The organism is Cellulosimicrobium sp. ES-005 (assembly GCF_040448685.1).
Classification (GTDB): domain Bacteria; phylum Actinomycetota; class Actinomycetes; order Actinomycetales; family Cellulomonadaceae; genus Cellulosimicrobium; species Cellulosimicrobium cellulans_G.
In genome coordinates this window covers 3,722,644-3,737,487 of record NZ_CP159290.1, presented here as the reverse complement: position 1 = coordinate 3,737,487, position 14,844 = coordinate 3,722,644, and the positions used below count along the sequence as shown (strand labels likewise).

Genomic DNA, 14,844 nt, shown 5'->3' with positions numbered 1-14,844 from the left:
ACTCGCCCCATGGGCACCGTGCACGCAGAGATCACCGACCGGCTGGCGGCGTTCGTCCTCGCGCAGCCGGTGTTCTTCGTCGGGACCGCCCCGCTCGCGGCGGACGGCCACGTCAACGTCTCGCCCAAGGGCATGGCGGGCACGTTCGCCGTGCTCTCGCCGCACCGCGTCGCCTACCTCGACTACACCGGGTCGGGCGCGGAGGCTCCCGCGCACCTGCGGGAGAACGGGCGCATCGTCGTGATGTTCTGCGCGTTCTCCGGGCCGCCCACCATCGTCCGGTTCCACGGCACCGGACGGTACGTCGAGGCCGGGAGCGCGGAGTTCGACGCGCTGCGCGGGCACTTCGCCAAGACGGAGACCGCCGGGCAGCGCGGCGTCGTCGTCGTGGACGTCACGCGCGTCTCCGACTCGTGCGGGTTCTCCGTCCCGCACCTCGAGCTCGTCGAGGACCGCGACCTGCTCGACCGCTGGGCGGGTCGCAAGACGCCCGAGCAGCTCGACGACTACCGGGTCACCAAGAACTCGACGAGCATCGACGGCCTCCCCGCGATCGGCGAGCCCGCCGAACCTGTCGGCCCGTCGTCGCCGTCGAGCGCGACCCCTCGCCGACCGGTCGAGGCGTCCGCCACCTGACGTCGCGCGACGGCGCGACAGAGGCTGACGGCCCACCGGCTCGTCAGGAGCCGGTCGAGGTCGCGTCGAGGTAGGCCCGGCCGCGCGGGGAGAGACGGTAGCCGACGTCCAGGCTCTCGGTGAGGCCGAGCTCCTTGAGCCGGCGCACGCGTACCTTGAAGTCGTCGCGCGCCATCCCGAGGCCGGCGGCGAGCTCGCGCGCGACGACGCCCTCGTTCGCCGCGACCAGCTCGAGGTACTGCCGGGTCCACGGCGCGGCGGCGGCGCGGTCCTTGCGGTCCAGCGCCGCGCGGATCTGCTCGACGGCGGCCGCGTCCAGGTCGGCGTCCTCGCGCAGCGCGACGCGCGGGTCGGGACCCGCCAGGCGGATGCCCACACGGTAGAGGTCGCCCTCGCGCGCGGCTCCCCGGGCGAGCACGCGCTCCGGTGAGGCCATCCCCGCGAGGCGCGCCTCGTCGTCGGACACGAGCGGTGCGCCGTCCGGCCCGACCGCGACGCGCTCGACGGACGTCACCTCGACGACCCCGATCCGCGTCCGCTGGAGCGTCCCCACCTTCACGCGCGGCGTCGTCCAGCGGCGGAACGCGAGCGTCACCGTCCCGTCCTGGAGGCCGCGCAGCGTGCGGGCGTCGAGGAGCACGTCTCCGAGCGTACGACGCCGCCGCCCCGATCTCCCGAGGTAGAGCCCTGGTCATGACCAGGGCTCTACCTCGCGTGACCAGGGCTCTACCTCGCGTGACCAGGGCTCTACCTGGGCGCACCAGGGCTCTCCCTCGGCGGGGTCGGGCCCGGGGCCGGGTCAGGCGAGCTCGGGGCGGCGGGCGACGGTGAGGACGTGGGTGTCGGGCCAGTCGACGGGCTCGCCGGTCGCGGCGTCGTGCAGCGCGGCGACGGGCGCGAGGGCGTGCTGGACGACCCACTCGTTGCGCCACGCGCCGCTGCCCGGCTCGAGCTCGAAGCCGGCGTCGGCGAGCAGGTCGGCCCACCGCGGGCCGCTGAGGTCGCAGAACCGCTCGTGGCACTCGGACAGCCAGTTGTCGACGTAGTCCTTGCGGGTCAGGAACTCCATCGCCTGGCGCAGCGTGAGCCGCCACGACCCCGGCGCCAGGCGCTCGGGCGCGAACGCGGCGCCGGACAGGCGCGGGAAGTCGTGCGCGAACTGGACCAGGCGCGCGTCGGTGGACAGCGCGCCGACCCACGCGGCGACGTCCGCGCGCGCGAGGCCGTCGAGGTCGGCCCGCGCCCCGCCCGGCCCGTCCCCGGTGGCGGCTGCGCCGTCGTCGGTCCGCAGGGTGAGCACGACGACGCGGTCCGGCTCGGCCGGGCCGCACACGTCGGAGTTGATCCACACCCCGCCGGGCCGGGTGTGGGCGTGGACGCGGCGCGCGAACGTCTCGACGTCGCGCACGCCGTCCCCGTACGACGAGACCTCGTGCGTGAGGGCGATCGTCAGGGTCGTGTCGACGGTCGCGTCGGGCATCACGGACCGGTCGAGGATGTTGGCCTGCACGAACCACACGTGCGGGTTCGCGAACGCGCCCTGGGCCTTCTTGTGCTCGGCCTCGGCCACGAGGTGCCGCGCGACGTCGACCCCGAACAGGTCGGACTCGTGCAGGCGCGGCTCGCGCGCGACGTGCTCCAGGAGGCCGCCGGTCGCGCAGCCGATGTCGACGATCCGCCCGGGCCGCACGTGCGGCGCCACCTGGGCCCACTTGCGCGCGGACGCGTCCTCGAACGCGGCGGCGTACGTGCGGTAGTCGCGCGTCGAGGTGAGGTCGCCGTCGCCCGAGACGACGGGGTCGGCGAAGATCCGCCGCACGTCCTCCACGAACCGGTAGCGCGCGTAGAACTCCGGGACGGCCGGGTGCGCGACGTCGCGCCAGCGCTCGTCGCCCGCGGCGATCTGCTCGACGACGTCCCACGGGCGGGCGGGCAGCTCACCGCCCGGCTCGGCGGCGTCGAGCTCCACGCCCGCGACGCGGTAGCCGAGCGCGCGGTACGCGTCGACGAGCGCGGGCGTCGAGCACGCGACGACGGTGTCGGCGGGGTCGGGCGCGACACCCGTCGCCGTGGCGACGCTCGTGACGACGAGGTGCGCGAACCGGTCGTCCGGCGCGACGTCGGGCACCGGCACGACGACGGACCGGAGCCCCTCCCGGGTCGTCACGTTCTCGACGAGCGCCTCCCGCCGGTGGCCCGGCAGCGGGTTGCGGCGCGTGCCCGCGTGGTTCGCGGACGTGACGACCCAGACCACCTCGACGTCGGGCGCGCACCGCACGCGGTGCCCGTCGAGGTCGCGCACGAGCCCGGCGCGCAGCGCCCGGAGGTAGTCGATCTGGTAGCGCGTGACGACGTGGTGACGCCCCGGGAAGAGGACGCGACGGACCGGCGGGGACGCAGGAGGGTGCACGCGCACACCGTGCGGGGCGTCACCCCCTCGACGCAACCCGTCTCACCGCTCGGTCCCCCTCGGCGACCGCGTGTTCGCTCTCCGTGAAGGCCGCCCAGCGGGGAAACCCGCTGGTCGCCGGGGCGCCCGCCCCTGAGCGCTCCCCGATCCGGCTGGCCTGGACGCACGTCCACGATGCGGAGCACAGGGGACGTATGGGACGGTGTTCGCGATGTTCTGGATCGTGGCAGGGGCTGTGCTCGTCGTGTCCGGCCTCGCGATCGCCGCGACGGCCGCCCGCGGCGCGCGCCGAGCCGGGTCGACCGGGGCGAACGGGATGGCGATCGCCGTCGGCGGCGGACTCGTGATCTGGGGCGCGATCGCCCTGACCGTCGGGCTCCTCACGCACGACTGAGCGCTGCCTCCCGCGCGTCGACGACCTCCGCCCCGGTCACCGCCCCGGAGAGCCCGCGCCGTCCGCGCGTGAACGGGACCGCGGCGACCGACACCACGGCGAACAGCCACGCGACCGGCGCGGCCACGTCGCCCACCACCGCGAGCGCCGCCGGGACGCCCGTCGGCAGGTCGGCGAGCAGGCCCAGCGCCCCCCACAGCGCGCCCCCGGCCGCCGCGCGGGCGACGCGCTGCGCCGTCGTGCCGGGCCGGCCCGCCCAGCGCGGCGCGAGCCACACGGTCCGCTGCCCCCAGGACGCGCCGCTGCCGAGGAACGTCGGCACGACGAACACGAGCGCGAACGGGACGAGCGTGCCGAGCAGCCACTGCGGCCAGTCCGTCCCGTCGGGCAGCGGACGCCCGAGCAGGAGGAGCACCGTGCGGTAGCCCACCTGGAGCACCACCCCGAGCGCGGTGACGAGCAGCGCGTCGAGCAGCATCCCCAGCCAGCGGCGCCACACCGTCACGGGTCGCGCCTCGTCCCGGCGCGCCTCGAGCTCCGCGGCGCGCGGCATCCACCGCAGCACGAGCGGCGCTGCGAGCGCCCCGAGCAACGCGCCGAGCGTGTTGGTCAGGACGTCGTCGACGTCGGCGACGCGGTACGAGCACGGGATGAGCCCGAAGATCCCCGTGTACTGCGTGGTCTCGACGAGCAGCGACGCGGCCAGCCCGGAGAGCGTCGCGACGACGACGCCGCGCCCCAGGTAGCGCCGTACGAGCAGCCCCCACGGGACGAAGAGGACGACGTTGAACACGACCTGGAGCACGGCCGCGCTCCGCAGGGTCGCGCCGGCGCCGAGGCCGGCGGTGTCGCGCCGGATGTCGGCCAGGGAGTGGAACGGCACGAGCTCCGCCCCTGCGACGCCGTACCGGGCGCACCACGCGGCGAGGTCGCCGGCGGGCAGCGGCAGGAGCGTGTACGCGACGAGCGCCACCCCGTACACGGCGACGGCCGCGGCCCCGACCAGGCGCCGGCCGCTCAGGCCGCCGTACCGGCGCGACTGCCACGCGAGGGCGGGCACGAGGACCGCCGCGAAGACCAGCGCGCCGCCGATGACGCCGACGTACGCCGGCCACGTCCACCTGTCGATCACGCGCGGCTCCCGCCGTGCTGAGGGGCGGGTCGGCGTGCGCGGGTGCGGGTCGTGGTCACGGGCTCCAGTATCGCGGCGGCGCCCGCGGCGCTGCCCTCCGGCGCCCGCTGCCCGCCTCCCGGACGAGCGCCGACGACGACCGGCCTCGTCCCCGAGGACCTTCGGCGCGGCGTGCGGGCCGGACCGCGGCCTAGCGTGGAGGTGCGGTCGGTCGCCACGGCCCGCCGAGGGCTCACCGAGGACCGGTCCGGGGACCGCCCGCCGCGCACCGACCGGTGCGCGCGGCCCGACGGACGAGGTGAGGACGATGAAGGCGGCGCGGTACCACGGCAAGGAAGACCTCCGGATCGAGGACGTCCCGGAGCCCGAGACCAGGCCGGGCACCGTGAAGATCCGGCCCGCGTGGACGGGCATCTGCGGGTCCGACCTGCACCTGTACCTCGAGGGCCCCTTCCCGCCCGCGCCGTCGGAGACCGAGCCGCACCCGCTGTCGGGCGAGACGCTGCCCGTCGTGTTCGGCCACGAGTTCTCCGGGGTCGTGGAGGAGCTCGGCGAGGGCGTCGACGGGCTCGCGGTCGGGGATGCCGTGGTGGTCGAGCCGTTCATGGTGTGCGGCGAGTGCCCGCCGTGCCGCGACGGCCTGTACAACGCGTGCGTGAAGATGGGGTTCATCGGGATCTCCGGCCGCGGCGGCGGGCTGTCCGAGCACATCGTCGTCGAGCGCCGGTGGGTGCACCCGGTGGGCGACGTCCCGCTGGACCAGGCCGCGCTGATCGAGCCGCTGGCCGTCGCGTACCACGGCGTGCGGCTGTCCGGGGCTCAGGCGGGCGACACCGTCCTCGTGGGCGGGGCGGGGCCGATCGGCCTGCTGACGTGCGCCGTGCTGCACGCGATCGGGGCGCGGACGATCGTCACGGAGGTGAGCGGGGCCCGCAAGGCCAAGGCGCTGGAGACGGGCGTGGCCGACGTCGTGCTCGACCCGCGCGAGGTCGACGTCGCCGCGCGCGTGCTCGAGATCACCGACGGCCGCGGCGCGGACGTCGCGATCGAGTGCTCGGGCGCGCAGCCGGTGCTCGACACCCTGACCCACGCGCTCAAGGCGGGCGGCACGCTCCAGATCGTGGCGCTGTTCTCCGCGCCGCCGACGCTCGACGTCATGACGGTGCTGCTGCGCGAGCTCACGATCAAGGGCGCCATCGGGTACGCCGACGACCACCCGGCGGTCATCCGGCTCGTGCAGGAGGGCAAGGTCGACCTCGCCCCGTTCGTCACGAGCCGCATCGCCGTCGAGGACGTCGTGGAGAAGGGGTACCGCGAGCTCATCGACCACAAGGACGACCACGTGAAGATCGTCGTGTCGGTGTGAGACGGCGGCCCGCGGCCCTCCCCGTCCCCGGGGGCCGCGGGCCGCGCTCGACCCGTGCTCGTCGACGCGCCGCGCTCGACCTGCGGCGCGCCGCCCGGCGTGCCACGGTGGAGGCTCACGAGGCCTCCGGGAGGTGCCGCATGGACGTCCTCGCCGCCCACGGCGACGCGATCGGCGCGTTCGACGCCCTCGTCCGCCCGCTGCGCGACGACCAGTGGGCGCTGCCCACCCCGGACGCCGACTGGACGGTGCGCGACCTCGTCAACCACCTCACCGCCGAGCAGCTCTGGGCCCCGGAGCTGCTCGCCGGGCGCTGGATCGAGGACGTGGGCACCGTCTTCGAGGGCGACGTGCTCGGCGACGACCCGGTGGACCGGTGGGTCGACGCGTCCGTCCAGGCCCGCGAGGCGTTCCTCGCTCCCGACGCCCTGGACCGCCGCGTGCACCTGTCCTACGGCGACGAGTCGGGCGCGGAGTACTGCGCCCAGATGACGTTCGACCTCGTGGTGCACGCCTGGGACCTGGCCCGCGCCGTCGGGGCGGACGAGACGGGCGAGCCCGCGCTGGTCGCGTGGGCGCTGCACTACGCGGAGTCGCGCTCGACGTTCCTCGAGCCGGGCCCGCTGTTCCGCGGCCCGCTCGACGTCGACGACGGCGCCGACGACCTCACGCACCTCCTCGCGCTCACGGGCCGCCGCCGCTGACGGTCGCACGCCGGGTGAACGTTCGCGGAACGGTCTGCCCGGAGGCGGCCCCGGCAGGACGGGCGCGCGGGTCGCGCGCGAGACTGACCCCATGCCACCCACCGCTCCGGGTCGCACCCCGGACCAGCGCACGACGCACGCGCCGCCCCTGCTCCGGGCCGCGGCCGACCGCGGGGGCCGTCCCCTCGTCGTCGGGCACCGCGGCAACTCGTCCGTCGCGCCGCAGAACACGCTCGCGGCGTTCGAGGCCGCGGTGCGCGCGGGCGCCGACGCGATCGAGCTCGACGTGCACCTCACGGCCGACCGGCAGGTCGTCGTGCTGCACGACGACGTCGTGGACGAGACGACGGACGGGACCGGCCGCGTGGACGGGCTCACGCTCGCCGAGGTGCGCGCGCTCGACGCCGGCTCGTCGTTCTCGCGCGCGTACGCGGGCCAGCGCGTCCCGACGTTCGCGGAGGTCGCGCGGTTCGCCGTCGCGCACCCGGGTGTCGGGCTCCTCGTCGAGCTCAAGGGCGTCTGGTCGGTCGAGGACGTCCTGCTCGTGACCAAGCAGGTCGACGACGCCGGGCTCGCGGACCGGGTGCTCGTCCAGTCGTTCTGGCCCCCCACGGTCGCCGCGCTGCGCGACGCCGCCGGTCACCTCGACCGCGCGCTCCTGCTCGCGCTGCACCCCGACAGCCTCGCCGAGCTCGTCAGCGTGTGCGCGGACCTGGGGGTCGTGGCCTGCAACCCGGAGGTCGCGCTCCTCGCACACGAGCCGGGCCTCGTGGACACGCTCCGCGGCGCGGGGCTGCGCGTGCACGCCTGGACCGCGAACACGACGGACGAGTGGGACGACCTCCTCGCGCAGGGCGTCGACGGCATCATGACGGACCGGCCGGACCGGCTCGCCGGCTGGCTCGACGCGCGGTTCGAGGATCCTCGGCGGGTGAACCGGCCGCCGCGCCCCTAGCGTGGACGGATGAGCGCCACCCCGACGCCCTCGCCCGGTCCGCTCCCCACCCCGCCCGACCCGTCCGACCCGTCCGGCCCGGGACCCGCGCGCGCCCCGGCGGTGTGCGTGCTCGCGCTGACGCCGCTGCTCACGGTGGAGATCGAGCCCGCCGGGCCGTACGAGACCTCGCCCGAGGTGCACGTCCACCCCGGCGGCCAGGGGCTGTGGCTCGCGCGCATGGCGTACTCGCTCGGTGCGCAGGTCGTGGTCTGCGGCCCGTTCGGCGGGGAGACGGGCACGGTCGCGGCGCACCTCGCGCGCGCCGAGCACCTCGACCTGCGCGCGACGACGACCGGCGGCAACGGCGCGTACGTCCACGACCGGCGCAGCGGCCACCGGGAGGAGGTCGTGACGATGGACCCGTTCCCGCTCAACCGGCACGAGGTCGACGACCTCTACGGCACCGTCCTCGTGTCCGGTCTCGACGCGGCGGTGACCATCCTCACCGGGTCGGAGACCGCGATCGGGGTCCCGGCGTCGTTCTTCGGGCGGCTCGCGCGCGACCTGCACGCCTCGGAGCGCCAGGTGGTCGCCGACCTCTCCGGGGAGCAGGCGCGCGCCGTGGCCGACGCGCCCGGCGCGGTGCTCAAGATCAGCCACGAGGAGATGGTCGACGGCGGGTTCGCCGACGACGACACCGAGGCGGCCCTGCTCGCCGCCGCGCGCGGCATGGTCGACGCCGGGCCGCGCGCGGTCGTCGTGTCGCGCGCGCACGACCCCTCGCTGCTCGTGACGCGCGAGCACACGTACACCGTGCGCACGCCGCGCATCACGACCGTCGACCACCGCGGCGCGGGCGACTCCATGACGGCGGGCATCGCCGTCGGGCTGGGCCGCGGCCTCGAGCTCCCGGACGCCGTGCGCCTGGGCGCCGCGGCGGGCGCGCTCAACGTCACGCGGCGCGGGCTCGGCACGGGCCGGCGCGACCAGATCGAGCGCCTCGCGCGCCGCATCACGGTGCGCGAGGCCCGCACCTGAACCCGGCCGCCGGGCCGGCTACCCCCACCCCCACCCCCCCGACCCCGACCCCGACCCCGACGACAGAGGAGAACCACCGTGCGCGCCCTCGTGACCAACGACGACGGGATCGACTCCCCCGGCCTGGCGGTCCTCGCCGGGGCGGCGCTCGACGCCGGCTACGAGGTCGTCGTCGCGGCCCCCGCCCGCGAGTCGTCGGGCGCCAGCGCGTCCCTGCTCGGCGCCGAGCGCGACGGGCGGCTCGCCGTCGAGCCGCGCCGCGCGCCGGGCCTGCCCGACGACGTGACCTCCTACGCCGTCCGCGCCGCCCCCGCGCTCATCGCCTTCGTCGCCGCCTACGGCGGGTTCGGACCCCGGCCGGACCTCCTGCTCTCGGGGGCGAACAAGGGCGCCAACACCGGCAACGCGATCCTGCACTCCGGGACGGTCGGCGCGGCGCTGTCCGCGATGACGCACGGGATCCGGTCGCTCGCCGTCTCGGTCGACGCGGCGGAGCCGCAGCACTGGGACACCGCGCGCCTCGTCACCGACCACGTGCTCGCGTGGATGGACGACGCCGCGTCGCGGGACGTCCCGCTCGACCGCCGCACGCTCAACGTCAACGTCCCCGACGTCCCGCCGGACCGGCTGCGCGGTCTGCGCCAGGCGCCGCTCGCGACGTTCGGGCTCGTCCAGGCGAACATCCACGAGGACGGCGACCGGCACCTGGTGCTCCAGTACTCCGGCACGGAGCGGCACTCCGAGCCCGACTCCGACACCGGCCTGCTCACGCGCGGGTGGGCGACCGCGACTCTCCTCGTCGCGCCGTACGCCGACGTGACGGTCGAGGTCCCCGGCCTGACCTGATCCGCTCGCCGTCGGGCGCGCCGGGGACGCGTCCGGGTCCCGTCCTCAGGTACCGGGTCGGCGGTCGTCCTCGCGGACGCCGTCCCCGTCGTCGGCGGGGTCGCGCGGCGCCCCCGCGTCGGGCGCGTCGCCCGGCGCGTCGTGGTCCGGCACGGCGCCGTGCTCGGCCGTGCGCTCGCGCTCGTCGATGACGTCCTGGCCCGGTCCCGCGAAGGCGCGCGACCGCTCCTCTCCCTCGGGCGTCCCGCTGAAGAAGGCGGACTCCGCGGCCTCGGGCGTCGCGTCGCCGTGCACGTCGTGCCCGACGGCGGGGAGCGGCCGGGTCCCGCCCGGCACCTCGGCGTCGTGACCGGCGCGGTCGTGACCGGCGCCGGCGTCGACGTCCCGCTCGTCCGGGCGCCCCGCCGGGCCGGGCACGACCCCGACGAGCCGTGTCGGGTCCTCGCTCGGCGCCGCGCCGGCGCCCTTCCCCGCACGCCGGATCGTCCCGAGGACCACGGGCGCGTCGGCCCGCCGCGACCCGCGCTCCGCGGGGAGGCGCGGCGGTCGCGCCGGGGCCACGGGGACCCCGTCGCCGCCCGTGCCGGTCCCGTCGGGCCGCTCGGCGTCCGCCGCGGCGGGCTCGCCCGGCTCCCCCGGCAGGAGGTCGGCGGCGTCCGCGGCGCGCTCGAGCCGGGTCCGGGGCAGACCCTGCGGGGCGGCGCGCTGCAGCCAGTCGACCAGGCCCTCCCGGACGAAGCACCGCAGGTCGAACAGCGTCGGGGCGTCGTGCGCGCTGACGAGGGCGCGGACCCGCACGAGGCCCCCGACAGCGTCGGTCACCTGGAGGATGCCGACGCGCCCGTCCCACAGGTCGGTGAGCGCGAGGAGACGCCGCAGCTCGGCCCGCATCGGCCCGACCGGCACCTCGAAGTCGAGGTCGAGCTCGACCGTGCCCAGCAGGTCGGCGGCGCGGCGGGTCCAGTTCTGGAACGGCGTCGTCGTGAAGTACGTGGACGGCATGATGAGGCGGCGGTCGTCCCAGAGGTGCACCACGACGTACGTCATGGTGATCTCCTCGATCCGCCCCCACTCGCCCTCGAGCACCACGACGTCGTCCACGCGGATGGCGTCGGTGAACGCGATCTGCATGCCCGCGAACACGTTCGCGAGCGACGTCTGCGCGGCGAGGCCCGCGACGATCGAGATGAGCCCCGCCGACGCGAGCAGGCTCGCCCCGGCGGCGCGCGCGGCGGGGAACGTGAGCAGGATGCCCGCGACCGCGCACACGACGATCACCGCGACGGTGAGCCGGCGCAGCACCGTGATCTGCGTCCGGACGCGGCGCGCGTGCCGGTTGTCCGCGGTGTCCATGCGGTAGCGCTGCAGCGCGGAGTCCTCGAGCACGAACGCGATGGCGCCCACCCACCACGCACCGGCCAGGATGAGCGCGATGAGCAGGAGGTGCTCGACCGCCGGGCGCCAGGGCGTCGAAGCGTCGGTCGTCAGACGGACTGCCACCCACACCGCGACGACGGTCAGGACCGCGCGGTCCGGTCGGCGCAGCCGCCGCGAGAGGTCGCGCGCGAGCTCGCTGCGCCGGCCGGCCCGGCGCACGACGGCAGAGATCACGGTCCCCAGGACGAACGCGACAAGGACTCCCGCCGCGACCGCGCCCAGGGTGACGAGCACGTCGGTCGTGTTCTCCAGCTCGGTGTCCATCACCTCAGGCTAGGCAGGGCGCCCGGCGGTCACCTCCGGGCCGTCGCTCGTGCGGGGCGTGCGGGCCGGGCCTACCGTGGCAGGCATGATCTCGTGGGAGCTCGCGCTCGCGCTGCGCGACGCGGGCGTGCGGTGGTCGCCGGCGTCGGGCGACCGCTTCCGCCTCCTCGCCACGGGCGGCGACGGCGACGTCTTCACCGTGAGCGACATGACGATCGAGCCGCACGAGTTCGACACCGGCGTCGTGCTCGGCTTCAACGGGACGACCGAGTGGGCGCTCGACTCGGTCGCGCTCGAGGACGCGCTGTGGCACCCGCTCGAGGAGCAGCTCCGGGAGCTCCTCGGGGGCACCTTCCGCGCGCTCGAACGGTCGGACGCCGGGTACGTCGTCCGCACCGAGGTGCTCCACGACCTCGGCACGTTCGCCGCGGCGGACGCCGCCGACGCGTACGCGCGGGCCCTGCTCGCGCTCGTCGCCGCGAGCACCGAGGACCCGCCCTGACCCGCGGGCGCAGGGCGAGCTGGCTCGACGACGTGCGACGCGCCCCGTCCGTCGTGCGCCGCGTGCTGCGCGCGCTGGGCGACGAGCCGCCCCCCGCGGTCGATCCCGAGCCGCCCGAGGTGTCCCCCGACCTCGTCCCGCTCCTGCGCGAGCTGGGGACGGCGCTGCTCGACTCCGGACGCTCCGTGACCGACGTCGAGGACGACCTGGAGGCCGTCGCGCGACGCTCGGGCACGTCCACCGTGGGCACGCTCGTCCTCCCCACGGGTGTCTTCGTCCGGGTGAGCACGGCGGGCGGCACGGTCGCCGACTTCGCGGGTGCTGCCGCGAGCGGTCTCAACCTCGACCAGATCGGGGCGCTCACCACCCTCGTGCGCCGCCTGCGCACGACCGACGTCCCGCTCGCCGACGCGCGGGCCGAGCTGCGCGCGATCGTGGAGCGGCCGCCCCGCTTCGGCGCGGTGCTCACGATCGTCGGCCACGGGCTGCTCACGGTCGGGTTCGGCCTCGTGCTCAACCCCACCGCCCGGCTCCTGCCGGTCTACCTCGCGCTCGGGATCCTCGTCGGCGCCCTGCGCTGGCTCGGGACGCGGTGGCCGACGCTCGCCACCGCCCTGCCCGTCGTCGCGGCGTTCGTCGTGACGCTCCTGGCGGTCGACGTCGTCCACCCCTGGCTCGGCGACGACCCGCTCAGCGTGCTCGTGCCGCCCCTCGTGTCGTTCCTGCCCGGCTCGGTGCTCACGGTCGCCGCGATCGAGCTGACGGGCAACCAGATCGTCGCCGGCGCGAGCCGGCTCGTCTACGGGGTCGCGCAGCTCCTGCTGCTCGTGTTCGGCGTCGTCGCGGGGGCCGCGGTCGCGGGCCCGCTCGTCGCCGCCCCCGCCGCGGACCAGCTCGGGTGGTGGGCGCCGTGGGTGGGGATCCTCGCCGTCGGGCTCGGGCAGATGTACTTCGCGTCGTCGCCGCGGGGCTCGCTGCCCTGGGTGCTGCTCGTCCTGCTCGGCGCGTACGCGGCCCAGCTCGCCGGGGCGCTCGCCGCCGCCCCGCTCGCGGGGTTCGTGGGTGCCCTCGTCATCGCGCCGCTCGCCGCGCTGGTCGAGCGGACGCCGCACGGACCGCCCGCCGCCGTCACGACCCTCCCGGCGTTCTGGCTCCTCGTGCCCGGGGCGCTCAGCCTGCTGGGCCTCTCGGACCTGGTGAACGGCGGCCCGGAGGCGGCACAGGAGATCGCCAACGCGGTCGTCGCCGTGTTCGGGATCGCCCTCGGCACGCTCGTCGGGTCGGCCGTCACGCGGGACGCGGGACGGGTGACACGTACCCTCTTCACATCCTGACCACACGGTCGGCACCCCATTCCCGAGGCTTCCCCCCGTCAGAGGGTCCCGCTGGACGCACGTCTAGTTGAAGATGGAACAGCCGACCGGTCTCCGTGGTCCACCCTGCGACCAGACCAGCCGGCGTCGTGGTGAGAGGGCGCACGCGTCCCGCCCCGACCGCACGCCGTCGTGGTCACCCAGCGCTCCGTCCTGCGCAGGTGCACCAGGGATGGGAGCGCTTCCGCGTTCGACCGCCCGCGACCACGACCCGATGATCGGATCGCTCGCTTGACCACTGCCCAGCACCAGAAGACCGCACCGCACACGTCCAGCACCACCGGCGCGTGCCCCGCCGCCCCCGGCGAGGCACGCTAGATGGGCCGCCACACCGCGAGCCGGGCCTCGCTCCCCGCAGCCCTCGCCTCCGCCGCGCGCCGCGGCGCGCAGGGCGCTGCCCGCGTCGCTCCCGGCCGTCGCCGGACCCTCGGGACCGGTGCCGCCGTGGCGGCCGTCGCGCTCACCGCGAGCACCGCCGCGGCCGCCTTCGCCGACGGCGGTGCGCCGTCGGCGGATGTGCCCGCCGACTCCTCGTCCGCGGCACCGACCACGTCGACCGCTGCCGGCACGGCGCCGGTGACCCTGGGCGCGATCGCGGCCGACCCCGCCACCGTCGACGCGGCGAGCGACGCCCTCGTGCGGGCACAGTTCCTCACCGGGGAGGGCGCCGCCGGGCTGACTCCCGAGCAGATCGCCCAGATCGAGGACGCGCGCACCCGGCTCAGCACGGCCGTCACCGCGGCCTCCCCGACCGACGGCTCGTCGGCGTTCGCCGGCCTGCCCTCGCTCGCCGACTCCGGGCTGGGAGGGACCGCCGACGACACGGCAGCCGACACCGCCGACGACGGGTCCGCCGACGACAACGCCGCGGTCGACACCGAGGGCGACGCGCTGCTGACCGCGTCCGACACCCTCGAATCGAGCGTGCCTCACCTCGCCGAGCGCGGCTCCGACCGTGCGAGCCGATCCTCGGCCCGCACGTCCCTCGAGGACCTCGCCGCCCTCCCGACGCTCGAGCCGACCGTGCCGGACCTGGCCACGGCGTCGGACGAGTCGTCGGACGAGGCGGAGACCGCGGCGGCACCCGACGCCGCGACGAGCGCTGACACCTCGACCGAGTCCCCCGAGGAGGACGCGGCGGCCTCCGAGGCGGCGACCGCGTCGCCCGACCTCACCACCGGGACGGCGACGGACGCCACCACCGACGCCGCCGAGACGCCGGCGCCCGCGGGGTCCACCGAGGAGATCGCCGCGCTGACGGCCGAGCTCTCCACGCTGCTCGACGCGGCCGGCTCGGGCGTGACCGTGCAGGTCGTGCCCGGTCCGCCGTCGGCCGAGGAGATCGCGGCACAGCTCGACCAGTGGGCCGCCTCCACGGCGGGCTTCGGCAACGGGCAGATCCCCGCGAGCGCCCTGTGCGAGCTGTCGTTCGCGCCGGGCGAGCAGCTCCGCTGCGACGCCGCCCACCAGATCGAGGCGCTCAACCAGAAGTTCCGCGAGACGTTCGGCGCGAACCTCTCCGTGACGGACTCGTACCGCTCCTACGCCTCGCAGGTCGCGGTCAAGGCGTCGCGCGGCTACTTCGCCGCGCCCCCGGGCATGTCGAACCACGGCTGGGCGCTCGCGCTCGACCTCGGCGGCGGCATCCAGGGCTACGGCACCGCGCAGTACGAGTGGATGCGCGCCAACGCGCCGGCCTACGGCTGGGACAACCCCGAGTGGGCCCGCGCCGGCGGCTCGAAGAACGAGCCCTGGCACTGGGAGTACGGCGACCTCTCCTGACGAGCCGCTCCCCCGACGACGGC

Annotated in this window: 14 protein-coding genes; 10 read left to right on the top strand and 4 right to left on the bottom strand. The window is 76.1% G+C overall.

The genetic code is table 11. The annotated features are described in order from the left end of the window. Positions 1-9 precede the first annotated feature (9 nt). The gene (locus ABRQ22_RS16685) at positions 10-636 is read left to right on the top strand and encodes a pyridoxamine 5'-phosphate oxidase family protein (protein ID WP_353707529.1); all 627 of its coding nucleotides are present in this window, start codon (positions 10-12) and stop codon (positions 634-636) included. A 43-nt stretch (positions 637-679) separates the two neighbouring features. Here the strand turns inward: ABRQ22_RS16685 and ABRQ22_RS16680 are convergent, their stop codons facing one another. Further along, positions 680-1,276, bottom strand: a complete 597-nt coding sequence (locus ABRQ22_RS16680; RefSeq protein WP_353707528.1) for an ASCH domain-containing protein — start codon at positions 1,274-1,276, stop codon at positions 680-682. A gap of 159 nt (positions 1,277-1,435) precedes the next feature. Then, positions 1,436-3,046, bottom strand: a complete 1,611-nt coding sequence (locus tag ABRQ22_RS16675; RefSeq protein WP_353707527.1) for a class I SAM-dependent methyltransferase — start codon at positions 3,044-3,046, stop codon at positions 1,436-1,438. Between the two features lie 211 nt (positions 3,047-3,257). Between ABRQ22_RS16675 and ABRQ22_RS16670 the strand changes: the two genes are divergently transcribed. Continuing rightward, positions 3,258-3,440 (top strand): hypothetical protein, encoded by a 183-nt coding sequence (locus ABRQ22_RS16670; RefSeq protein WP_353707526.1) that lies wholly within the window; start codon positions 3,258-3,260, stop codon positions 3,438-3,440. Here ABRQ22_RS16670 and ABRQ22_RS16665 read toward each other — a convergent pair. Next, on the bottom strand, positions 3,427-4,572 hold the full coding sequence (locus ABRQ22_RS16665; RefSeq protein WP_353707525.1) for a VanZ family protein: 1,146 nt from the start codon (positions 4,570-4,572) through the stop codon (positions 3,427-3,429). The genes ABRQ22_RS16670 and ABRQ22_RS16665 overlap by 14 nt on opposite strands. Positions 4,573-4,879: 307 nt before the next feature. On the opposite strand from ABRQ22_RS16665, the gene ABRQ22_RS16660 reads away from it, so the two are divergent. From ABRQ22_RS16660 to ABRQ22_RS16640, 5 genes are all read left to right on the top strand, one after another. Next, complete coding sequence (locus tag ABRQ22_RS16660) at positions 4,880-5,938, top strand: 2,3-butanediol dehydrogenase (RefSeq protein ID WP_353707524.1); 1,059 nt, start codon at positions 4,880-4,882, stop codon at positions 5,936-5,938. 140 nt (positions 5,939-6,078) lie between these two features. Continuing rightward, complete coding sequence (locus ABRQ22_RS16655; RefSeq protein ID WP_353707523.1) at positions 6,079-6,642, top strand: TIGR03086 family metal-binding protein; 564 nt, start codon at positions 6,079-6,081, stop codon at positions 6,640-6,642. A 91-nt stretch (positions 6,643-6,733) separates the two neighbouring features. Continuing rightward, positions 6,734-7,597 (top strand): glycerophosphodiester phosphodiesterase family protein, encoded by an 864-nt coding sequence (locus tag ABRQ22_RS16650; RefSeq protein WP_353707522.1) that lies wholly within the window; start codon positions 6,734-6,736, stop codon positions 7,595-7,597. A gap of 9 nt (positions 7,598-7,606) precedes the next feature. Next, entirely contained in the window at positions 7,607-8,617 is a 1,011-nt protein-coding gene (locus tag ABRQ22_RS16645; RefSeq protein ID WP_353707521.1) for a PfkB family carbohydrate kinase, read from the top strand. Between the two features lie 78 nt (positions 8,618-8,695). Beyond that, positions 8,696-9,463: a 5'/3'-nucleotidase SurE gene (locus tag ABRQ22_RS16640; RefSeq protein WP_353707520.1), complete on the top strand. Its 768-nt coding sequence runs from the start codon at positions 8,696-8,698 to the stop codon at positions 9,461-9,463. Between the two features lie 45 nt (positions 9,464-9,508). Here ABRQ22_RS16640 and ABRQ22_RS16635 read toward each other — a convergent pair whose 3' ends face one another. Continuing rightward, positions 9,509-11,164: a mechanosensitive ion channel domain-containing protein gene (locus ABRQ22_RS16635; protein ID WP_353707519.1), complete on the bottom strand. Its 1,656-nt coding sequence runs from the start codon at positions 11,162-11,164 to the stop codon at positions 9,509-9,511. Positions 11,165-11,249: 85 nt separating this feature from the next. Here ABRQ22_RS16635 and ABRQ22_RS16630 point away from each other — a divergent pair, with 85 nt between their 5' ends. From ABRQ22_RS16630 to ABRQ22_RS16620, 3 genes are all read left to right on the top strand, one after another. Then, on the top strand, positions 11,250-11,666 hold the full coding sequence (locus ABRQ22_RS16630) for a hypothetical protein (protein WP_353707518.1): 417 nt from the start codon (positions 11,250-11,252) through the stop codon (positions 11,664-11,666). A gap of 32 nt (positions 11,667-11,698) precedes the next feature. Beyond that, entirely contained in the window at positions 11,699-13,000 is a 1,302-nt protein-coding gene (locus ABRQ22_RS16625; RefSeq protein ID WP_353707517.1) for a threonine/serine exporter family protein, read from the top strand. A gap of 357 nt (positions 13,001-13,357) precedes the next feature. Beyond that, complete coding sequence (locus ABRQ22_RS16620) at positions 13,358-14,821, top strand: M15 family metallopeptidase (protein ID WP_353707516.1); 1,464 nt, start codon at positions 13,358-13,360, stop codon at positions 14,819-14,821. Positions 14,822-14,844: the final 23 nt, after the last annotated feature.